Source organism: Cellulomonas humilata (genome assembly GCF_013359775.1).
Lineage (GTDB): Bacteria > Actinomycetota > Actinomycetes > Actinomycetales > Cellulomonadaceae > Cellulomonas > Cellulomonas humilata.
The window spans coordinates 42653-63828 of record NZ_JABMCI010000054.1; the positions used below are offsets into that span (position 1 = coordinate 42653).

At 73.6% G+C, this 21176-nt stretch carries 21 protein-coding genes; 7 read left to right on the forward strand and 14 right to left on the reverse strand.

All coding sequences use genetic code 11. From position 1 onward, the window contains the following. Window positions 1–13: 13 nt before the first annotated feature. Window positions 14–1036, reverse strand: coding sequence for a heat-inducible transcriptional repressor HrcA (gene hrcA, locus HP550_RS05545; protein WP_175346594.1), 1023 nt, complete (start codon window positions 1034–1036; stop codon window positions 14–16). 136 nt (window positions 1037–1172) lie between these two features. Here hrcA and HP550_RS05550 point away from each other — a divergent pair, with 136 nt between their 5' ends. Continuing rightward, window positions 1173–2030, forward strand: a complete 858-nt coding sequence (locus tag HP550_RS05550) for a DUF3097 family protein (protein WP_175346595.1) — start codon at window positions 1173–1175, stop codon at window positions 2028–2030. Window positions 2031–2078: 48 nt separating this feature from the next. Here the strand turns inward: HP550_RS05550 and HP550_RS05555 are convergent, their stop codons facing one another. Next, on the reverse strand, window positions 2079–3125 hold the full coding sequence (locus HP550_RS05555) for a hypothetical protein (RefSeq protein WP_175346596.1): 1047 nt from the start codon (window positions 3123–3125) through the stop codon (window positions 2079–2081). Between the two features lie 190 nt (window positions 3126–3315). Between HP550_RS05555 and HP550_RS05560 the strand changes: the two genes are divergently transcribed. Beyond that, window positions 3316–3696: a DUF4870 domain-containing protein gene (locus HP550_RS05560; protein ID WP_175346597.1), complete on the forward strand. Its 381-nt coding sequence runs from the start codon at window positions 3316–3318 to the stop codon at window positions 3694–3696. Here HP550_RS05560 and HP550_RS05565 read toward each other — a convergent pair. The 3 genes from HP550_RS05565 to lepA all read right to left on the reverse strand — a co-directional run bounded on the left by HP550_RS05565 (window position 3674) and on the right by lepA (window position 7853). Then, window positions 3674–4684, reverse strand: a complete 1011-nt coding sequence (locus HP550_RS05565) for a hypothetical protein (RefSeq protein ID WP_175346598.1) — start codon at window positions 4682–4684, stop codon at window positions 3674–3676. The two genes, HP550_RS05560 and HP550_RS05565, sit on opposite strands and share 23 nt — an antisense overlap. Before the next feature lie 77 nt (window positions 4685–4761). Next, window positions 4762–5976, reverse strand: coding sequence for a radical SAM family heme chaperone HemW (hemW, locus tag HP550_RS05570; protein WP_175346599.1), 1215 nt, complete (start codon window positions 5974–5976; stop codon window positions 4762–4764). After that, window positions 5973–7853, reverse strand: a complete 1881-nt coding sequence (gene lepA, locus HP550_RS05575) for a translation elongation factor 4 (protein ID WP_281362136.1) — start codon at window positions 7851–7853, stop codon at window positions 5973–5975. Before lepA ends, hemW begins: the two co-directional genes overlap by 4 nt. 112 nt (window positions 7854–7965) lie before the next feature. Here lepA and HP550_RS05580 point away from each other — a divergent pair, with 112 nt between their 5' ends. After that, the gene (locus HP550_RS05580; protein ID WP_175346600.1) at window positions 7966–8667 is read left to right on the forward strand and encodes a maleylpyruvate isomerase family mycothiol-dependent enzyme; all 702 of its coding nucleotides are present in this window, start codon (window positions 7966–7968) and stop codon (window positions 8665–8667) included. A gap of 3 nt (window positions 8668–8670) precedes the next feature. Here HP550_RS05580 and HP550_RS05585 read toward each other — a convergent pair whose 3' ends face one another. Genes HP550_RS05585 through HP550_RS05595 form a run of 3 tightly spaced genes read right to left on the reverse strand, consistent with a single transcriptional unit; the run spans window position 8671 to window position 12019 of the window. Further along, window positions 8671–9510, reverse strand: coding sequence for a transglutaminase domain-containing protein (locus HP550_RS05585; RefSeq protein ID WP_175346601.1), 840 nt, complete (start codon window positions 9508–9510; stop codon window positions 8671–8673). Next, window positions 9507–10436: an alpha-E domain-containing protein gene (locus HP550_RS05590; RefSeq protein WP_175346602.1), complete on the reverse strand. Its 930-nt coding sequence runs from the start codon at window positions 10434–10436 to the stop codon at window positions 9507–9509. The genes HP550_RS05585 and HP550_RS05590 overlap by 4 nt, the downstream gene beginning before the upstream one ends. Next, a complete protein-coding gene (locus HP550_RS05595) occupies window positions 10430–12019 on the reverse strand; it encodes a circularly permuted type 2 ATP-grasp protein (protein WP_175346603.1) in 1590 nt (529 codons plus the stop codon). Before HP550_RS05595 ends, HP550_RS05590 begins: the two co-directional genes overlap by 7 nt. Window positions 12020–12129: 110 nt before the next feature. Here HP550_RS05595 and HP550_RS05600 point away from each other — a divergent pair, with 110 nt between their 5' ends. Both HP550_RS05600 and rpsT read left to right on the forward strand, forming a co-directional pair. Next, window positions 12130–12633: a type II toxin-antitoxin system PemK/MazF family toxin gene (locus HP550_RS05600; RefSeq protein WP_175346604.1), complete on the forward strand. Its 504-nt coding sequence runs from the start codon at window positions 12130–12132 to the stop codon at window positions 12631–12633. A 241-nt stretch (window positions 12634–12874) separates the two neighbouring features. Next, on the forward strand, window positions 12875–13135 hold the full coding sequence (rpsT, locus tag HP550_RS21920; RefSeq protein ID WP_175346605.1) for a 30S ribosomal protein S20: 261 nt from the start codon (window positions 12875–12877) through the stop codon (window positions 13133–13135). A 150-nt stretch (window positions 13136–13285) separates the two neighbouring features. Here rpsT and HP550_RS05610 read toward each other — a convergent pair whose 3' ends face one another. Both HP550_RS05610 and HP550_RS05615 read right to left on the reverse strand, forming a co-directional pair. Further along, complete coding sequence (locus HP550_RS05610) at window positions 13286–14608, reverse strand: helix-turn-helix domain-containing protein (protein WP_175346606.1); 1323 nt, start codon at window positions 14606–14608, stop codon at window positions 13286–13288. A 91-nt stretch (window positions 14609–14699) separates the two neighbouring features. Further along, window positions 14700–14846, reverse strand: a complete 147-nt coding sequence (locus tag HP550_RS05615; RefSeq protein ID WP_175346607.1) for a hypothetical protein — start codon at window positions 14844–14846, stop codon at window positions 14700–14702. A gap of 209 nt (window positions 14847–15055) precedes the next feature. Here HP550_RS05615 and HP550_RS05620 point away from each other — a divergent pair, with 209 nt between their 5' ends. Together HP550_RS05620 and HP550_RS22925 are read left to right on the forward strand one after the other, a co-directional pair. After that, a complete protein-coding gene (locus tag HP550_RS05620; protein ID WP_175346608.1) occupies window positions 15056–15784 on the forward strand; it encodes an EAL domain-containing protein in 729 nt (242 codons plus the stop codon). 99 nt (window positions 15785–15883) lie between these two features. After that, on the forward strand, window positions 15884–16507 hold the full coding sequence (locus HP550_RS22925) for an EAL domain-containing protein (protein WP_175346609.1): 624 nt from the start codon (window positions 15884–15886) through the stop codon (window positions 16505–16507). 10 nt (window positions 16508–16517) lie between these two features. Here HP550_RS22925 and holA read toward each other — a convergent pair whose 3' ends face one another. The 4 genes from holA to HP550_RS05645 form a co-directional block, all read right to left on the reverse strand. Next, window positions 16518–17528 (reverse strand): DNA polymerase III subunit delta, encoded by a 1011-nt coding sequence (gene holA / locus HP550_RS05630; RefSeq protein ID WP_175346610.1) that lies wholly within the window; start codon window positions 17526–17528, stop codon window positions 16518–16520. 19 nt (window positions 17529–17547) lie between these two features. Beyond that, a complete protein-coding gene (locus HP550_RS22930) occupies window positions 17548–19086 on the reverse strand; it encodes a ComEC/Rec2 family competence protein (RefSeq protein ID WP_175346611.1) in 1539 nt (512 codons plus the stop codon). Continuing rightward, window positions 19083–20126 (reverse strand): ComEA family DNA-binding protein, encoded by a 1044-nt coding sequence (locus tag HP550_RS22135; protein WP_343047998.1) that lies wholly within the window; start codon window positions 20124–20126, stop codon window positions 19083–19085. Before HP550_RS22135 ends, HP550_RS22930 begins: the two co-directional genes overlap by 4 nt. A 107-nt stretch (window positions 20127–20233) precedes the next feature. Then, complete coding sequence (locus HP550_RS05645) at window positions 20234–21163, reverse strand: DegV family protein (RefSeq protein WP_343047999.1); 930 nt, start codon at window positions 21161–21163, stop codon at window positions 20234–20236. Between the last annotated feature and the right edge of the window lie 13 nt (window positions 21164–21176).

A 21176-nucleotide genomic window follows, 5' to 3' on the forward strand; every position in this document is an offset into this window, starting at 1 on the left:
GTCGTCGGGCGGGTCATTGGGCGAGGATGCGCGTCAGGTAGCGGGCCACGGCGCGGACCGCGGACATGGTGCCGGGATAGTCCATCCGCAGCGGTCCGATCGAGCCGATGCGCGCCACCGACCCACCACCCTCGTCGCCGTACCCGGTGGTCACGAAGCTCGTCTCGAACAGCCCGTCGTGCTGGGTCTCGCGGCCGATGCGCACCGCCACGGTCGCGGAGTCCTCCGCCATCTCGGAGAGCAGCCGCAGGAGCACCACCTGCTCCTCGAGCGCCTCGAGGACGGGGCCGATGGCGCGGACGTCCGAGCTGCCGACGCGCGCGAGGTTGGCCGTGCCCGCCAGCACCACCCGCTCCTCGGACTCCTGCGCCAGCGTCTCCTCGAGCACCGCGACCACCGCGTTGACCAGCACCTGGTCCGCGGGTGCGAAGGCGTCGGTCAGCTCGCCCAGCGCGACCGGCAGCTCGGACAGCCGCCGCCCGGCGGCGCTGACGTTCAGGCGCGACCGCAGCCGCGCCACGACGGTCTCGTCCAGGTCCGCGCCCAGCTCCAGCGTGCGCTGCTCCACCCGGCCGGTGTCGGTGATGAGGACCACCAGCAGGTGTCGGTGGCCGACCGGCACGAGCTCGACGTGCCGCAGCGCCGAGCGCCGCAGCGACGGGTACTGCACCACGGCGACCTGGTGCGTCAGCTGGGCGATGAGGCGCACCGCGCGGTCCACGACGTCGTCCAGGTCCTGCGCGTTCTCCAGGAAGGTTCCGATGGCCCGGCGCTCGGGGCTGGACAGCGGCTTGACGGTCGACAGCTGGTCGACGAACAGCCGGTAGCCCTTGTCCGTCGGCACCCGACCGGCCGAGGTGTGCGGCTGGGCGATGTACCCGCCCTCCTCGAGCGCGGCCATGTCGTTGCGGATGGTCGCGGGCGAGACGCCCAGGGAGTGTCGCTCGACGAGCGCGCGCGAGCCCACCGGCTCCTTGGTGGCGACGTAGTCCTCGACGATCGCGCGCAGCACGTCCAGCCGTCGGTCCTCGCTCATGTCGCCTCCTCCGCCGTCGCTCGAGCAGTCCGCGGGGTAGCACTCCCCGCACAGGAGTGCCAATGCTACGCCGGGGCCGCGACACTCACGGGGCGGCGTCCGGTGACGGCGCGACCGCGCCCCCTAGGCTGCCCGGGTGAACGAGGACCGATACGGCTCGGACGTGCTCGGGGGCTCCGGCTCGACGCACCACCGGCCCGCCCGCACCAGCCGCCCGCAGCCCGCAGAGACCGGCCTCGTCGTCGAGGAGGTCACCACGGGGTGGGTCGGTGCCGTCGTGCGGGTCGAGAAGTCGGGCGGCCAGCACGTCGTCGTCCTCGAGGACCGGCGTGGCCGCACCCGGACGTTCCCGCTGGGCCGCGGCTTCTGGCTCGACGGCGAGCCCGTGGCGCTGACCGCCCCGGTCCGCGCCCCCGCGCCGGCCAGGCCCACGCGCACGGCCTCCGGCTCGGTCGCCGTGCACGACGCGCGCGCCCGCGTGGCCCGCGGCAGCCGGATCTGGGTCGAGGGCAAGCACGACGCCGAGCTGGTGGAGAAGGTGTGGGGCGACGACCTGCGGCTCGAAGGAGTCGTCGTCGAGCTGCTGGACGGCGTCGACAACCTCGAGGACGCGCTGCGGGACTTCGCGCCCGGCCCGGGGCGGCGCGTCGGCGTGCTGGTCGACCACCTGGTGACCGGGTCGAAGGAGAGCCGCATCGCCGCCGCGGCGGTCCGGGGCGTACCCGCCGGATCGGTCCTGGTGCTCGGGCACCCGTACGTCGACGTGTGGCAGGCGGTGCGCCCCGAGCGCATCGGGCTGTCCGCGTGGCCCGTCATCGAGCGCGGCACAGAGTGGAAGCACGGCATCCTGCGCGAGCTCGGCTGGCCCGCCGACGAGCAGGCGGACGTGGCCCGTGCCTGGCAGCGCATCCTGCGCTCGGTGCGCAGCTACGCCGACCTGGAGCCGAGCCTGCTGGGCCGCGTCGAGGAGCTCATCGACTTCGTCACGGCATGACGGTGCCCGGCCGACCAGAGGCCGACCGGGCACCGTGCTCACGAGTGCTCAGGCCGCGATGGGGTCCCCGAGCAGCCGCTTGAACAGGAACGCCGTCGCGAGCAGCACCACCGGCACCGCGACCAGCAGGCCGATGCCGCACAGGATCGCGCCGCCGATGAAGATCGCGATGCTGAGCAGGTAGAACAGGATGGTCGTCGACAGGTTGGCCGTGACCAGCTGGTAGCTGGCCTTCATGGCGTCGATCGGCGCCAGGTGCTTGTCGATGACGAACCAGAAGGTGAACAGCAGCAGGAAGTTCACCGCCAGCGCGATCAGCCCGCCGAAGAACGGGACGACGTTGAGCACCGCGTTCACCAGCGCGAGGATCAGCGCGGTGAGGATCACCGGTCCCGGCTCGACGATCTTGAAGAAGTCGCCGAAGCTGAGCTGCCGCCCCTCGGTGACGTCCAGCGCCGCCCGGATGAAGGCCGCCTGGATGAGGTAGCCGGCGATCGCGGCCACGGCGGAGAACACGAAGGTCCCCAGCGAGAACCCGAGCTGAAGTCCCGCGGACATGTCGCCGTCCGGGTAGAACAGCGCACCGAAGCCGCCGAAGATGGCGCCGACGATGGACAGCACGATGATGAACGCGACGAACCACACCAGCGCGGCCAGGATGAACAGGCCACCCGACTGCGTGAACTTCTTCCAGCCGTAGGAGTAGGCCTCGCCGATGGGCGACGCCTGGACCGGTGCCCCGTAGCCGCCGGCGGGTGCCGGGTAGGCGCCGGGAGCCGGCGGGCCGTAGCCGCCGGGAGGCGGCGGAGGCGGGTAGCTGCCCGGCGCGGGCTGGCCGTACGGCGACGACTGCGGCGGGTAGCCGGCGGGCGGCTGGCCGTAGGCCGGTGCCGGGGGCGCTGCGGGGGGCTGACCGTAGGCCGGCGCGGGCGGAGCCGGCGGGACAGGCGGGGCCGGCGGCACGGGCGGAGCCGCGGGAGCCGGGTCGGGCACGGCCGGCGCGACGGGGTCCGGCGCGGTCGGCGGCTCGACAGGCTCAGCCGCCTTCGCGGGCTCGTCGTCGCGCGGCGGGGTACCGCCGGGGTTCTCGCTCATGCGTGGCCTCCCTGGTCACAGGGCGATCGTCGCCCAGGCCGTCAGCGAACCGGGGCCGGAGGGCGCATGTCAAGGAACCCGGCCTTCCGGGCACGTCGGCGAGTCGGGAGACGGCCCGGCGCAGGGGTGCGCGCGTCGGTAGGCTGCGCGTGCCGTCACGCCGACGACCACCGACGAGGAGTGCGCCACGATGTCGTACGAGCCCCACCAGAGCCCGCCCCCGAGCGGAGCCGACCAGGACCGCACGTGGGCGATGCTGGCGCACCTCGGCGGCATCCTCGCCTACGTGTGGGCCGGCTGGATCCCCGCCCTGGTCATCTGGCTGGTCCACCGCGACAAGGGCGGCCCCGCGGCGACGGAGGCCCGGGTGGCGCTCAACTTCCAGCTCACCGTCCTGATCGGTCTGGTCATCTGCCGGGTCGTGCAGTCGATCCCCGTGATCGGCGTGGTCGGCTGGCTGGGCATCATCGCTCTGAGCATCATCAGCCTGGTCCTGAGCATCCTGGCGGCACTCGCTGTCCAGCGCGGCGGCTCCTACCGGTACCCGTTCAGCCTCGAGCTGGTCCGCTAACCCGTCCACCGCGGAGCGCGGCCAGCACGAGGGCGACGGCCAGCGCGAGCAGCACGGCGTTCTGCGCGAACCCGCCCGGCGGCCTGGGCGTCATCTCGCTCACCGACGCGAAGCCCACCAGGGCGCGCACGACCACGGCCCCGCCCGCGACCGCGGCCACCCGCCGCCGGTCCCAGTCCTGCGACCGGGACCAGCGGGTGACGACGACGGCGGTCAGCGTCAGGATCGCCACACCCACCGCGACACCGAGCCAGGTCGGCGGCACCAGGGAGTAGCCGGCGGCCGCCACGAACGCCATGCCGAGCACCGCGGCCGGGCGGGGCACGCGCGATCCCGTCGGGGCGGGCAGCGTCCGACGACCGAACGTCACCGCGACGACGACGAGAGCGGCAGCGACCGCGAGCGCGCCGACCAGCTGCGGCACCGAGGCCTGGTCGCTGCCCGAACCGCGGACGTCGGACCAGATCAGCAGCGCAGCGGCGGCGTAGAGCACGGCCGCCGCGACGAGCCCCGGTGCGCGCAGCCACGGTCGCCGCGGTCCGAGCACGTCGAGGCCCTCGACGAGCGCGATGGGCGCCGCGAAGCTCCAGACCACGTGACCGACCAGGAAGTTCAGCGCCGACGCGGCGCCGAACCCGAGCGGTGCGACGAGCGTGGGTCGCAGCTGCTCGTCCCAGTCGTCGTAGCCGAGGTAGCTGGTGGCGAACAGCGACTGGTCGATCACCCCGGCCTGCAGCACCCCGAACGCCCCGGCGAGCGCGAGGATGCCGGTCCAGTGCAGCCGCGCACGGACCGCGGTCTCGCGGATCAGCAGCGCCGGGGCGCCGTACAGCGGCGCGAGCACCAGCAGCCCACCGAGCAGGGCGGCCGCATCACCCGTGCTCGCCGGGTCGTAGGCCTGCAGGTACTCGGCGCACACCGGGGACACGACGAGCAGCAGCAGCGCCAGGAGCCGGCCCCGCGCACGCGCCGGTGGAGGCAACGTCATGCGTGCATCGTCGTGCGCACCGTCGCGGCCCGGCACCGTCGAGGGTGGGACCCTCGTCCGCCGAAAGTCGGAGCAGGTCAGCCCGCGAGCGTGCGGACCACCGCGTCCGCGAGCAGCCGGCCGCGCCGCGTGAGGACCAGCCGTCGCCCCCCGACCGCCTCGTGCCCGTCGACCAGCCCGTCGGCGACGAGCCCCGCCACGGACGGGCGTGCGTCCGTCGGCAGGGCATCCAGCGGCAGCCCGGCGGCGAGCCGGACGCCGAGCATCAGGCGCTCCAGCACCGCGCCGTCGCCCGTGACGGTCTCCCGACCGGCGGCGGGGCTCAGGCCGCGGTCCAGCCGGTCGGCGTACGCGCGCGGGTGCTTGACGTTCCACCAGCGCACACCTCCGACGTGGCTGTGCGCGCCGGGGCCGACGCCCCACCAGTCGTCGCCGCGCCAGTAGGACAGGTTGTGCCGGCAGGCGTCGGCGGGTGTCCGCGCCCAGTTGCTCACCTCGTACCAGCGCAGGCCGGCGGCCTCGAGCAGGTCGTCGGCCAGCTCGTACTTGGCGGCCTGGTCGTCGCCGTCGGGCAGCTCGAGCTCGCCGCGGCGCACCTGCACGGCCATGCGCGTGCCCGCCTCGACCACGAGCGCGTACGCGGACACGTGGTCGACGCCGGTCGCGAGCGCTGCCTCGACGCTGGTGCGCCAGTCGTCGAGGGACTCCCCCGGCGTGCCGTAGATCAGGTCGAGCGAGACCGCCAGGCCGGCGTCCTTCGCCCAGCGCACGACGTCGGGGATCCGACGAGGATCGTGGGTGCGGTCGAGCGTGGCCAGCACGTGCGGCACGGCGGACTGCATCCCGAAGGACACGCGCGTGAACCCGGCGCCGGCCAGGGCGGCGAGCGACTCCGGCGTGACCGAGTCCGGGTTGGCCTCGGTGGTGACCTCGACGTCGTCGGCGAACCCCCACGCGTCCCGGACGCCGCCGAGCATGCGCGCGAGGTCCGGGACCGACAGGACGGTGGGCGTGCCGCCGCCGACGAACACGGTGCTCACCGGCCGGGGCGGCAGGATCGCCGACGCGAGCGCGATCTCCTTCAGGGCCGTGTCCGCGTACGCATGCTGGCTCGCACCGCCGCCCAGCTCGGTCGCGGTATAGGTGTTGAAGTCGCAGTACCCGCAGCGCACGGTGCAGAAGGGCACGTGCAGGTAGACGGCGAACGCCCGCTCGTCGGAACCCTCGAACGCCGACGCCGGCAGTGCCCCGTCGTCGGGCGCGACGTCTCCCTCGGGGAGCGCCGGGCTCACTTCTTCTTCGCGTCCTTGCCGCCGGCAGACCCCGCGGGCTCGCTGGACAGCGCGGCGATGAAGGCTTCCTGCGGCACGTCGACCCGGCCGATCGTCTTCATGCGCTTCTTGCCCTCCTTCTGCTTCTCCAGGAGCTTGCGCTTGCGCGTGATGTCGCCGCCGTAGCACTTGGCCAGGACGTCCTTGCGGATGGCCCGGATGGTCTCGCGCGCGATGATCCGGGCGCCGATGGCGGCCTGGATGGGCACCTCGAACTGCTGGCGCGGGATGAGGTCCTTGAGCTTGGCCGTCATCATCACGCCGTACGCGTAGGCCTTGTCCTTGTGCACGATCGCGCTGAACGCGTCGACCGTCTCGCCCTGGAGCAGGATGTCGACCTTCACCAGGTCCGCCACCTGGTCGCCGATGCGCTCGTAGTCGAGGCTGGCGTACCCGCGCGTCTTGGACTTCAGCTGGTCGAAGAAGTCGAACACGATCTCCGCCATGGGCAGGACGTACCGCAGCTCGACCCGGTCCTCGGAGAGGTAGTCCATCCCCTGGAGCTCGCCGCGCTTGGTCTGGCAGAGCTCCATGATCGCGCCGATGAACTCGGCCGGGGACAGGATCGTCGCCTTGACCATCGGCTCGTTCACGTCGCCGATCTTGCCGGCGGGGAACTCGCTGGGGTTCGTGACGACGACCACGCTCTTGTCCTCGAGCGTGACCTCGTAGACGACGTTCGGCGCGGTCGAGATGAGGTCCAGGTCGAACTCGCGCTCCAGGCGCTCGCGCACGATCTCCAGGTGCAGGAGGCCGAGGAAGCCGACGCGGAAGCCGAACCCGAGCGCGACGGACGTCTCGGGCTCGTAGTTGAGCGCGGCGTCGTTGAGCTTCAGCTTGTCCAGCGCGTCGCGCAGGATCGGGTAGTCCGTCCCGTCGATCGGGTAGAGCCCGGAGAACACCATCGGCTTGGGGTCGGAGTAGCCACCGAGCGCCGTCGCGGCGGGCTTGCTCGCGTTGGTCACCGTGTCGCCGACCTTCGACTGGCGGACGTCCTTCACGCCGGTGATCAGGTAGCCCACCTCGCCGACGCCCAGGCCCTTGGTGGGCACCGGCTCCGGCGAGATGACGCCGATCTCGAGCAGCTCGTGCGTGGCGCGCGTCGACATCATGACGATCTTCTCGCGCGGGTTCAGGTTGCCGTCGATCACCCGGACGTACGTGACGACCCCGCGGTAGGTGTCGTACACCGAGTCGAAGATCATCGCGCGGGCCGGGGCGTTCGCGTCCCCGGTGGGCGGCGGGACCAGCTCGACGATGCGGTCCAGCAGCTCGACGACGCCCGCGCCGGTCTTGCCGGACACCCGCAGGCAGTCCTCGGGCTCGCCGCCGATGAGGCGGGCCAGCTCCTCGGCGTACCGCTCGGGCTGCGCGGCCGGCAGGTCGATCTTGTTCAGCACCGGGATGATCGTCAGGTCGTTCTCGAGCGCCAGGTACAGGTTGGCCAGCGTCTGGGCCTCGATCCCCTGCGCGGCGTCGACCAGCAGCACGGCGCCCTCGCACGCGGCCAGCGACCGGGACACCTCGTAGGTGAAGTCGACGTGGCCGGGGGTGTCGATCATGTTGAGCGCGAACGCGTCCTCGCCGACGCCCCAGGGCATCCGCACGGCCTGCGACTTGATGGTGATGCCGCGCTCGCGCTCGATGTCCATCCGGTCCAGGTACTGCGCGCGCATGGCCCGGGAGTCGACGACGCCGGTCAGCTGGAGCATGCGGTCGGCCAGCGTGGACTTGCCGTGGTCGATGTGCGCGATGATGCAGAAGTTGCGCAGCAGCTCGGGCGCCGTCGCGGCGGGCTGGATGCGCGACGCGGGGACTGCACTCGGGATCGGGGACAAGCGGACTGCTCCTGGCGCTGGAGTCGGGCGGCGCGCGCGTGTGGCGCCTTCCCGACGGACGGTGACCGGTGCCAGCCTGTCGGCTGTCGGTGGTCGGTCCCACCATGGTCCCATGACGACGACCCGCAGCTCTCCCGACCTGCTCGAGGTGCTCGGCGGGTTGCAGGACGACTTCCTGGCGACGATCCCCCAGGTCGACCCCGCCACCCGCGTGCCGTGGTGCGGCCGCTGGCGGGTCAAGGACCTCGTCGTCCACCTGTCCAGGATCCACCACTGGGCGGCGGGGCAGGCGCGTCGGAGGCAGGAGGCGCCCCTGGGGCGCGGCCCGTTCGTGCTCGAGGACCTCTACGCCACCTGTGCCGCCGAGCTGCGGGACACCCTGGCGGAGCTCGGCCCGGACGCCGAGGCGTGGACGCTGGTCGGCAACGGGCCAGCGTCGTTCTGGCACCGCCGCCAGACGCACGAGACCCTGGTCCACCTGTGGGACCTGCGCACCGCGGGCGGTCTGGACCTGACGGTGCCGCCGTGGCTCTGGGCGGACACCGTGGACGAGGTCGTGACCGTGATGCAGCCGCGTCAGGAGCGCATGGGCCGGATGGAGCCGCTCGCCGCACCGATCGAGCTCGTCGCGCAGGACCCCGGGCGCACGTGGCTGCTCGGGGGGACCACGCACCCGGCCGCCACCGTGACCGGACCGGCCGACGCTCTCGCGCTGCTGCTGTGGGGACGTGCCACACCCGACGACCCGCGCCTGACGCTCGACGGCGTCGCCGCCGCGCTGGACGACGCGCTCAGCCGCCGGCTGACGCCCTGACCGTCAGGCCTCGCGCGTGATCTGCACCTGGACCTCGGCGTCCTGCGTGCCTGCACCGGCGTAGATCCCCCGCAGGGGCGGCACGTCGTCGTACGACCGGCCGCGCGCGAGGACCACGTGATGGTCCCCGGCGATCACGCGGTTGGTCACGTCGAAGGCGAACCACTCGCCCACCCACCACTCGACCCAGGCGTGCGAGTCGCCGAGCACGGTCGACCCCACCGGGGCTGCCGAATCCGGGTGCAGGTACCCCGACACGTACCGGGCCGGGATGCCGATGGACCGCAGGGCGCCGGCGACCAGGTGCGCGATGTCCTGGCACACCCCCGCCCGCGCGGTCCACGCCTCCGTCGCGGGGGTGTGCACCGTGGTGACCCCCGGGATGTACTCCATCTGGTCGCGCAGCGCAGCGGACACCGCCAAGGCCGCCTCGGCGGGCTCCAGGTCCCCCGCCACCCGTCGCGCGATCTCGATCACGTCCTCGGGGGGCGCCGTCGTCCGCGTGTCCGAGAGGAACTCGGCCAGCCGGTCGCGCAGCTCGGCGCTCCGCAGCGTGTCCCAGCCGACCGGGCTGCGCAGCGGACCCCGCTCGGCCACCTCGACCAGGTGCTCCGCGGTGACGACCATCGACTCGTGCGGCGTCAGCACCTCGAACGCCGTGACGGCGCTCCCCCAGTAGTCGCGGTACTCGAACCAGCCCGTGTGCGGCTGCACGTCGATCTTGGTCTCCAGCACCGTCTGCCCCTGCTGCGACAGCGGCGTCATCCGCGCCTCGTTGTACGACGCCAGCACCGCGCTGCCGTACCGGAACGTCGACGTGTGCACCACCCGCAGCCGGCTCACAGTGCTTCTCCCACCCAGTTGGTCGAGGACGCGCTCGGGAAGTATCGGCCGCGGATCGCGTCCGAGGCCGCCGAGCAGGCCCGCTGCACGCGTTCCATCTCCTTGGGCAGCGCGTCCAGCACCTCGATCAGCGGGCGGTACTCGAGGTTGGTGCGGACGTGGCCGATGTGCCGCCGTGCGTCGTCGACCGCCGCCCGGTCCGACGTCCCCTCCAGGTTGGCCAGGCACGCCTCCGCCTGGTTGAGCGCGAACACGATCGAGCGGGGGAACAGCCGGTCGGTCAGCAGGAACCCGGCGGCGCGCTCGTCGGACGCGGCACCGCGGTACATCCGCAGGAACGCCTCGTGGGCGCCGCAGGAGCGCAGCAGCGTGGTCCAGCTGGGCCCCGCGGAGCCGGCGAGCGCGCGCGTGGTCAGCAGGCGCGCGGTCATGTCCGCCCGCTCGATCGACCGGCCCAGCACCATGAAGTTCCACGTGTCGTCGCGCGACGTGGCCGAGTCCATGATCCCGGCGACGATGGCCGCGCGTTCACGCACCCAGGTGAAGTAGTCGTGCGGGCGTGCCGGCCGCATGTGGGACGGCAGCTGGTTCCAGGTGGCGTTGAGGCACTCCCAGAGCTCGGTCGAGATGATCTCCCGGGCACGGCGGGCGTTCTCGCGCGCCGACACCAGCGATCCCGCGATCGACGACGGCGCGAACCGGTCGTACGCCAGCATGTCGAGCACGTACTCCCGGCCGACCTCCACGTGCGCCGGCGGCGGTTCCCGGTCCATCACGGACAGCAGCGACCGGCAGGCCAGGTCCTCCTCCGCCCAGGGGTCCTCGAGCAGGATCTGCACGTGCACGTCGAGCAGGCGGGCGGTGTCGTCCGCGCGCTCGACGTACCGTCCGATCCAGAACAGCGACTCCGCGATCCGGCTCAGCACGGCACACCTCCTGCGGTGGACGTCCGGCCCTGCTGCTGCTGCATCACCTGGGCGCGCACGTCGTTGGGGTTGGAGTCGATGGGGACCGCCGAGTCCTGCGCGACGGACTGCGGGAGGTCGGACTCGCGGCGCACCGCCCGGCGCGGGACCGCGCCACCGAGCACCCACGTGTCCTTGGAGCCGCCGCCCTGCGACGAGTTGACGACGAGCTCGCCCTCGGGGAGCGCGACCCGGGTGAGGCCGCCCGGGAGCACGAACACCGACTCGCCGTCGTTCACGGCGAACGGCCGCAGGTCGGTGTGCCGGGGTTTGAGCCCGTCCTCGACCAGGGTCGGCAGGGTCGAGAGCTGCACCACGGGCTGCGCGATCCACCCCCGCGGGTCGTCGCGGAGCCGGACCCTGAGCGCGGCCAGCTCGGCTGCCGAGGCACGCGGACCCACCACCAGCCCCTTGCCGCCCGAACCGTCGACCGGCTTGACCACGAGCTCGTCGAGCCGGTCCAGCACCTCCTCGAGCGCGTTCGGCTCCTCGAGCCGCCAGGTGTCGACGTTGCGCAGGATCGGCTGCTCGCTGAGGTAGTACCGGATGAGGTCCGGGACGTAGGTGTAGACGAGCTTGTCGTCGGCCACCCCGTTGCCCACGGCGTTCGCGATCGTCACGGTCCCGTTGCGCGCGCACGTCATCAACCCCGGGCTGCCGAGGTAGGAGTCGTTCCGGAAGACGACCGGGTCGAGGTAGTCGTCGTCGACGCGTCGGTAGATGACGTCGACGCGCCGCCTGCCCTGGGTGGTGCGCATCCACACGCGCCCCCCGGAGCAGAACAGGTCGCGGCCCTCCACCAGCTCGACCCCCATCATCCGGGCCAGCAGCGAGTGCTCGTAGTAGGCGCTGTTGAAGACGCCGGGCGTCAGCACGACGACGGTGGGCTCGTCCACCCCGGACGGCGCGGCGGCCGTCAGGGCGGCCAGCAGCCGGCGCGGGTAGTCGGCGACCGGGCGGATCCGCAGCGCCGCGAACAGCTCGGGGAACGTCTGGGCCATCGCCCGCCGGTTCGACAGCACGTAGCTGACCCCGCTGGGCACACGCACGTTGTCCTCCAGCACGCGCCAGCCACCGAGGCTGTCCCGGACCAGGTCGATGCCGGACACGTGCACGCGGACCCCGTTCGGCGGGTTGATGCCGCGCGCGGCTCGCAGGAAGTTCGTCGACGACACGACGACGCTGCGCGGGATCACCCCGTCGGCGATGGCGCGCTGCGGTCCGTAGATGTCCGCGAGGAACGCCTCGAGGGCGCGCACGCGCTGTGCGACGCCCGGCGCCACGTGCTCCCACTCGTCGCCCGCGAGCACCCGTGGCACGACGTCCAGCGGGAAGGGCCGCTCCTCGCCCGCGAAGTCGAAGGTGACGCCCTGCGCGAGGTACGACCGCGCCAGCGTCTCCGCGCGCGCGCGCAGCTCTCCGGCGCTCAGCTGCGCCAACGCACGATGCAGGCCCTTGTAGGCCGCGCGGGAGCCGCCGTCGTCGGGGTCGATCATCTCGTCCCACGCCGTGCCGGTCGGGTAGTCGTCGAACAGGTCGGCCATGATCCGGACAGTAACCGCCCGGTGATAACGCCGCGTTTCGTGACGCACCAGCGGCGCGCCGCCGAGGCTCGCCCCGCGCACCTGCGGGCCGCACGGGTAGCGTCGTCGACGTGACCACCACCTCCGGCTGGACCCGTGTACGCCGGGCGCTGCGGGACGCCGTCGCCGGTCTCACCGGGACGTCGCGCACACGGTCCCCGGCGCCGGCCACCCGCTCCGACCCCCGCGGCTCCGTCCGCCCCGAGTACGCACCCCACCTGGACGGGGACGCCGACCCGGGCGAGATCGTCTGGGCGTGGGTGCCGTACGAGGAGGACCCGAGCAAGGGCAAGGACCGCCCGGTCCTGGTCATCGGGCGCGACGGGGCGACGCTGCGGGGCCTGATGCTCACGAGCAAGGACCACTCGCGCGACGCGGCGCAGGAGGCGCGGTACGGACGGGTCTGGATGGACATCGGCACCGGTGCGTGGGACTCGCGACGACGCCCGAGCGAGGTCCGCCTCGACCGCGTGCTCACGCTGGACGCGTCGGCGGTTCGCCGCGAGGGCGCGATCGTGGAGCGGTCGCTGTTCGACCGGGTGGCCGCGGAGCTGCGCCGGACGCAGTCCACGTAGCAGTCCTCGTAGCGGCCCTCGTTGCAGCCGCGCGTGTCCGCGGGACAGCCGGGTGAGGCCGATCACGAGTTCGGCGTCAGGCCTCCCGCCTGCTAACATGGGGATTCGCGTGTCCGCCCGGGTCGGCGGGCACAAGCCCAGTTCCTTTCCGCGGGTATCCCCACGCCCAAGTCCCGGAGCTGTGCGCCGCCCTCTAGACCTGTCAGATCGCTTCGGCGAACGCACACAAGAGAGTCCACACGTGGCCAACATCAAGTCCCAGATCAAGCGCATCACCACCAACGAGAAGGCGCGCCTGCGCAACAAGGCGGTGAAGTCCGAGCTCAAGACGCACATCCGTCGCGTCCGCGAGGCCGTCGCCGGTGGCAACAAGGAGGCAGCGTCGACGGCTCTCGTCGAGGCGTCGCGCAAGCTCGACAAGGCCGTCTCCAAGGGCGTCATCCACGAGAACCAGGCCGCCAACAAGAAGTCGGCCCTGGCGAAGTCGGTCGGCTCGCTCTGACCGTCCGCTGAGCTGGTCAGGACTGGTCGTCGACCTGTCCTGACCGCCGGCCGGGTCGCGACAGCGCCCCAGAGCAGCAGTGAACGCGAGCAACAGTGAAGGCGTCACCCCCCCTGCGGGGTGACGCCTTCGCTGTTCTCCGACCCTCGATCAGGTCAGCGACCAGGTCTCCCAGGTGCTGAGCGGGATCGTGGGACGGAAGCCTGCCTCGCGCAGCGCACGGTCGTACGCCTGCGCCGCTGCCGCGCTGTCGCCGTGCATCGCGTACCGGTCGCCCAGGTCGCGCCACGCCGACGCGGACTGGCGGGACGCGGACATCATCCCGAGCAGGTCCGCCGCCGACTCGTACGCGCGCGCCGCACCCACGACGTCACCCCGAGCGTGCAGGGCGTCGCCGCGCGAGAGCTGCGCGAACGCCGTCTCGAGGCGGGGCGGGTCTCCCAGCCGCTCCAGAGCGGCGACCGCGAACCGCTCGGCCGAGTCGATGTCGCCCAGCAGCAGGTGCGCACGGGACCGCTCGACGTCCGTCCGGGACAGGTCGAGCTCGGAACCCAGGACTGCGAGCCCAGGTGCCGCGCGCTCGATCTGGTCCAGCGCACCGCGCGGGTCCACCGGGTCGGAGCGCAGCAGGAGCCACGCGTAGTTGAGCCGGAGCCGAGGCAGGTCGCGGTCGGCCTCGCCCTCGGACAGCAGGGCGAGGGCACGCTCCGTGTAGCGCTGGGCGAGCTCGTAGTCGCGGCGCTGCTCGGCGACGAGCGCCGCGTTCCAGTAGACGCTGCCGCGGCCGCGGGGGGTGCCCAGCGACTCGGCGAGCCGTACCAGCTCGGCGGCGCGGTGGGTGGCGTAGAGGAGATCACCGCGCTCCACGTACGCCCACAGGACCGTCGACGCCAGCCGCAGGTGCTCGTCGGTCCCGCTGAGGTCGGCCGCCTCCAGCTCGTCGAGCGTCCGCTCGCCGACCTCGACGCTGCGGTGCAGGTCACCGGCCTCGAGGTACGACGCCACGAGCGCGTTGGCCAGCTTCGCCGACTCCACGTGATGCGTGCGCGCCCGGGAGTCCGCCAGGAGCGGCTCGAGGATCGCCACCGACGACTCGAGGTCGCCGAGCACCTCGAAGGCGTGCGCCAAGGTGGTCAGCGCCTCGACCCGGACGGCCGGCGAGACGATCTCGAGGTCGAGCGACTCGAGCCGGCGTCTGGCCCCGGCGGCGTCGCCCTGGGTCATGTCCAGCTTGGCGTAGTCGATCTCGAGCCGCGTGCGCGCCTCGTTGGGGCCGTCCTCGCCGTGCTTCAGATATTCGAGGGTCGTGCCGAGGCGTGTAGCCAGCACGGCGAGCGCGGAGTCGGTCGGTTCACGATGACCCGCCTCGATCAGGGAGATGTAGCTGGGGGAGAACGCGGACCCCGCGAGCGAGGTCTGGGACAACCCAGCAGCGATCCGGGCCTCGCGTACCCGGTCAGCAATCGTGGTCATGGAAAGTCATTGTATGTGTGACGTCCCCCGGTTGCACCACCCCCCAGCGAAGACGGCGAGTCTGTGTCTCCGCTGTGCACCGGGGCGAGGGTCAGTTGGGCGCGGTCCGGCAGCAGCCGCTGGCGCCTCCGGAGTTGGTGGCGTCGCCGAGGCCATCGGCGATCGCCGGGCTCGGTGCGAGTGCGAGGGACCCGATCACCGCGAGGACCACGAGGGCGGTCTTGAACGGTCTGGGCATGAGGGGTGCTCCTTGTCTGGACGACGGTTGGGTGGTGCCCATGATGACGTGTGGGATGGCCGGTGTCTCCCACTACCCACCGGTCGCTCCCTGATCGGGTGAATGTTCAGGCCTCGAACGACCCTCCGAACAGCGAGGGGACGACACCCCGAGAATTCCACCCGCACATCGTCGGTTCACAGCGCGGAAGTTGTGGTGTCATAGATGCCATGACACCGGACGACGCCGACGGGCGGCTCGCGCACCTCGCAGCCGCGGTGGAGGACGCCATCCCTCTTGCCCTCCGGCAGGAGTGGTCGCAACGGATCTCCCACGAGCCGGTGCTCGTCGCGCGGCAGGGGATCTTCTCGGAGCACGGCCGACCGTTCGCCTACCAGCTGTCGTTCCGCTCGCCCGACCAGCACACCGCGACCGCCGTCTCGTGGAGCTCCCACCAGCACGAACGAGCCACGGCGCACGTGTTCGGCGCCACCTTCGGGCGGGCGGACCTGGAGCACGTCGCCAACGGGCGGCTGCTGTTCGTGCGGTGCCCGAGGGCCTACCTGGTGGGCGACCTGCCCATCCCGCGGCGTCCCGACCGCCTGGTGATCGAGGTCAACGACGCCGTGACCATCGACTCCGCCGTGCTGTCCGGCATCCGGCGGCTGCGGGAAGAGGGTTTCCGCGTGGCGGTCCCGGCCTTCGTCAGCAACCCGAACCAGCGTCGCCTGCTCCCCCACGCCGACTTCGTCAAGATCGACGTGCGGGACCTCGACGTCGAGGGTCCGCCGGTCGTCCACCTCGCCCGGTCGTACGGTGCGCTGCTGGTCGCCGAGTACGTGGAGAGCCCCGACACCCTCCGGCACGCCCGGGACCTCGGCTTCACGCTGTTCCAGGGCAACCTGCTCGAGCGGGCCGGCGTGCTCGACCGCGCAGGCGCCCGCCGCGTGAGCCTGTAGGCCCGTGGTGCGGTCCGTCCGTCACTCAGCCCGTCACAATGCGTTACTCCGGTCGGGTGAACGGCGTCATAGAGCCGCTGCACCTCGCTCTCATCCGGTGTGACCGCGACCGTCGTCTCCCCCGCCGTCCCCTCTCGGCTCCCGATCGCACGCCAACCGATCTGGACCGCGGACGGTCGGCTGTTCGGTAACGAGTTCCTCTACCGATCCCGTGACGGGCTCCCCGCTCAGGTCGACCGCTGGCGCTCCGACCGACAGGACGTGGCCACGGCCTCCGTGCTCGACGTGCTCTTCGGTGACGGACCTCCGGTGGCCACCTCGTTCGCCTTCGTGAACGTCACCCGCTCGTTCCTGGTCGACGACCGCCCCCTCCCCGCCCACGCCGGACGGCTCGTGCTCGAGGTCGTCGAGTCCGTGGTCGCCGACGACGACGTGCTCGACGGTCTCCAGCGGTTGCGTGCACGCGGGTACCGCATCGCGATCGACGACTTCTCGGCCGCGCCGGACCAGGTGGCGATGATGCCGTACGCGGACTTCGTGAAGATCGACTGCCGCGACGTGCACCGACAGGGTGCCGCGCTGGTGCAGCTCGCGCGTCGGCACGGTGCCAAGCTCGTGGCCGAGCGCGTGGCCGACGTCGCCCTCGTCGAGGAGTGCCGGGCGTGGGGCTTCGACCTGCTCCAGGGCGACGTGCTGGGCCCCGCGATCACCCTGGCCGGCTAGCTCGGGATCCTCAGGTCCCGACCGCGCCCGCGACGCGCAGGACGGCCCGTTCGACGGCGAACTGCGGGTCGCGACCCTCCCCCTTGACCTCGGCATCCGCCTGCGCGACGGCCGAGATGGCGCTGGCGAGCCCCTCCGGCGTCCACCGGCGCAGGTCCGACTGGGCCCGGTCGGTCTGCCACGGTGCGAGGCCGAGGTCCCGAAGAGCGCCCGCGCCGCGGCCGCGCACGGCCGCGACCTTGGCCAGCACCCGCAGCTTGGCCGCCAGTGCCGCGACGACGGGGACGGGATCCACCCCGGTGGCCAGCGCGTGCCGGAGCAGCGACACGGCCTGCCCGGTCTGCCCGGCGACGGCGGCGTCGGCCACCCGGAAGCCGGTCGCCTCGATGCGGCCGCCGTAGTACCGCTCGACCACGTCAGGTCCGATCAGGCCGGTGGTGTCCGCGACCAGCTGGGCGCACGACGAGGCGAGCTCGCGCAGGTCGCTGCCGACCGCGTCGACGAGGGCGCGCACCGCCTGGGCGTCCGCCCGGCGACCCGCCCGCCGCAGCTCTGCGGTGACGAACGCGGTCTTGTCTCCGTCCGACTTGATCACGTCGCACGCCACCGTCGGGACGCCCGAGGCGCGGAGCGTGTCCAGGAGCTTCTTGCCTCGTTGGCCCGCGGCGTGGCGCAGGACCAGCACGACGTCGGAGGGGGGCGCCGCGAGATACGCGGTGACGTCGCTCAGCAGCTCGTCGGTGGCGCGCTCGAGCCCGTCGACCACGACGACCTTGTCCTCGGCGAACAGGGACGGGCTGGTGACCACCCCGAGCGTGCCGACCGTGTAGTCGGCCGCGTCCACCCGCGTGAGCTCGACCCCGGAGTCGGCGGCACGGGCGAGCGCGACGACCCGGTCGACCGCGCGGTCGGCGAGCAGACCCTCGGCGCCGCTGACCAGGAGGACAGGCGCCAGCTCGACCGCCTCCCAGGGCACACCGACGGTGGCGCGGGAGGCGGGTCGACGGGTGGCGGGAGGCACGGGCACAGCCTGCCAGACGTCACCGACGCTCGGCGGCGCGGTGGACCACGAGCAGCCGGAGGGCACATGCGCCCGCCACGGTGAGCACGGCGACGCCGGCCCACCCCGGCAGCCACTCCACCTGAGCGCCCGGCGCAGCGGCCGCCACCCGCGTGACCGCACCGATCCACCAGCACGCCGCCCCGGCCCCGAGCGACAGGACGTGCGCCCCTCCGCTCCACCACGGTGCGACGCAGCCGGCGGCGAGGCCCAGCACGGTGGCCGGTGCGATGGCGGGCGCCACCAGGACGTTCGCCGGCACGGCGTAGAGCGCGACGGTGGGCGTCAGCAGGAGGATCACCGGCGCGCAGACCAGCTGCGCGGCGACCGGCAGGGCGAGCGCGGTGGCGAGAGGACGGCCGCACGCCGGCGCCCAGCGCTCGGCCAACGGGCCGCCCAGCAGCACCAGACCGCCCGTGGCGAGCACGGAGAGGACGAACCCCAGCTCGCCGGCCAGCCACGGGTCCGCGACGAGCAGCACCACGACGGTCGCGGCGAGCGCGGCGGGCGCCCGGTGCGGACGGCCCAGCAGCACGCCGAGGACCGCGACCAGCCCCATCGTGGCGGCGCGCAGCACGCTCGGCGACGGGTGCACCACCAGGACCATGCACGCCATCGCCGCGAAGGCCACGGCGACGCGGGCCCACCGGGGCAGCCGAAGCGCGGACGCGAGCGCGAGGACGAGGGCGGCGACCAGCGAGAAGTGCGCGCCGGACACCGCCGTCACGTGCGTCAGCCCGGCGGTGCGCAGGGCGCCGACCAGGTCCGCGGGGACCGTCGAGGTGTCGCCGACCGTGACGCCGGGGAGCAGCGCCCCGGCGTCACCCGGCAGCCGGTCCGCCAGGGCTCCGATCCCGTCCCGGAACACCGCCGCGGCGGCGTCCGCGCCCGACGGTGGCCGCACGATCTCCGGCGCCCCGCTGCTGAGCAGCACCGCGACGGTCCGGCCACCGGGCTCCCCCGGTCGCACCCGGCCGGCGCCGGAGACGCGGGCGCCGTAGGGCACCGACGCCCACGAGGTCGGTCCGAGGACCAGCACCCTCCCCGTCGCGCCCGACGCACGTCCGCCGGCGGTGACCCGGTCGACGGCGAGCAGGCACCGGACGCGCTCGGGGGCTCCCGGCCAGGCGGGGGCGAGCACGGTCGGCTCGGCGACGACGATCCCGTCGACCCGCCCCACCGACGCCTCACGGGCGAGCACGGGCAGCAGACCGGCGGCACGTGCGGTCGTCTGGCTCGCGCCCGCGCCGAGCACGGCCGATCCCGCGACCAGGGCGAGGGCGAGCACGGGACCGACCACGCTCGGCCGCCGGACCGTCGCGCCCCGACCAGCCGACCGACCCCACAGGAACCCGCCGACCGCGAGCGCGAGACACACCCCGGCGCCCACCAGGGCCACGCGCCCCGGAACCCGTGTGACCACCAGGGCAGCCGCCCACGCGGCGACGGCCGCGGGCAGGAGCCGCACGTCGACGGTGGGAGGCGGGTCCGTGTCGTCGACCGGCGCGGCCGGGGTCACACGCGCACCAGCTCGCGCAGCCGCTCGAGCAGCGTGGGACCGATGCCGGTGACGTCGGCGAGCTCGTCGACCGAGGCGAACGGCCGGTCCTCGCGGTGCGCGACGATCCGGCCCGCCAGCACGGGGCCGATGCCGGGCAGCGCATCGAGGGCCGCCTCGTCCGCGCCGTTCAGGTCGAGGAGCTCGTCGCCGGCCCCGGCGGTGGCGGCACCCGCACCCACCGCCTGCTCGCCCGGCCGCGGGACGGCGATCTGCTCACCGTCCACGAGGAGCCGCGCCAGGTTGAGGGCGCTCACCTGCGCGTCGGCGCTCGCACCTCCGGCCGCGGCGATCGCGTCGACCACCCGCGATCCCGCCGGCAGCCGGACGACGCCCGGCGCAGCGACGGCACCGACCACGTCGACGACCACCTCGGCCGCTGCGCCCGTCGGGTCGGCGGCGGTCCCGCTCGGCGCCGGGACGGGGAGCACGACCGCCGGCCCGGGCGCGAGCGATACCGTCCGCAACGCGACACCCCCGGCCACCAGGAGCACGACGAGCCCCGCGGCAGCGCCGACCTGCCACGACACGGTCCACCGGACGCGGCGACGCGGCGCCGGCGTGCGGGTGGTCGGGTCCCCGTGCGCCGCGGTGTACCCGACCGCCGCGACCTGGAGCGCGGCGGTCGTCCGGGCCACCGGGCCAACCGGGAGGGCCGGGTCGACGGGGGCGGCCGGGTCGACGGGGACGGCCGGGTCGACGGGGACGGCCGGGTCGACCGGGACGGCCGGGTCGACCGGGACGGCCGGGTCGACCGGGACGGCCGGGACCGCGGCGGGCGGCGTGACGCGGGGCGGCGCGGGGTCGCGCACCGCGCCGTGCGGGACCCACCCGGTGGCTTGGGGCGGTGTATCGACTCTCGGGAACGCGAGCGGTTCATCAGGCCCGACGGTCGAGGCCGACGGCGGTGGTCGTGGCGCGACCGGTGACGCGCGGTGCGTGGTGAGTGCGGACAGCCGGCGCCGGGTGGTCAGGGCGAGGTCGCGGTCACGGCGTGGCACGCGCCGAACCTACGGACGCCTCCGTCCGGCACGGTCGCAGCGCGGGACGGCTGTGCCCGCCGGTCCCGCCGGACGGGCTGTGGGCGGGTCGGGGCGCCCGGGCGGGCTCAGGCGTCGGCGACGACGATCGCCAGCAGGCCCGGCCCGACGTGTGCGGCGAGCACGGCACCGGACTCGCAGACCACCGTCTCCTCGACCCGCCCGCCGCTCGTAGCCTTGAGCTCGTCGGCCAGCGTCGCCGCAATCTCGGCCTGCCCCAGGTGGTGCACCGCCACCCGGGCGTGCGGGCGCCGCGCGATGTCAGCCGCGGCCAGCGCGACGAGCCGGTCCCTGGCGGAGCGTCGCGTCCGCACCTTCTCCACCACCTCGATCGCACCGTCGTGGAGCGAGAGGATCGGGCGCAGGCCGAGCACGATGCCGAACGCCGTCGCCGGCATGCTCAGCCGGCCACCCTTGCGCAGGTGCTCCAGCGAGTCCACCAGGAACCAGACCCGTGTCGACGCCGCGACGGCGAGAGCGTGCTCGGCCACCAGGCTCCCCGACGGCAGGGACGGTCCGACCCGACCCCGGGCGTGCCACCGGGCACGGGCGGCGGCGAACGGACCCGCCCCCGGTGCCGGCGCGGGCGGTTCGGGTGGGCCGAGCGAGAAGCGCGCCGCGTCGAGCACCGCGAAGCCCAGCGCCATCGCGACCGCCCCGGAGTCGACCACGTGCACGGTCACCGGTGCGGCCTCCGCGGCGAGGCTCGCCGCCCGCACCGTGCCCGACAGCTCCCCCGACAGGTGGATCGACACGATCTCTCGGGCGCCGGACGCCGCGGCCCGGTCGTACGCCGCGGCGAAGGCCGCCGGTGACGGCTGCGACGTCGACACCCTGGCGCCCCGGGTCAGCGCCGTGAGCAGGGCGCCCGGGGTCAGGTCGACGCCCTCGATGTGCCGCTCGCCGTCGACGACGACATCCAGCGGGACGACACCGATGCCCCACCGCTCGGCCGCGCCCTCGGGGAGCGAGGCCGTGGAGTCGGTGACGATCGCCACGGACGGCTGCTCA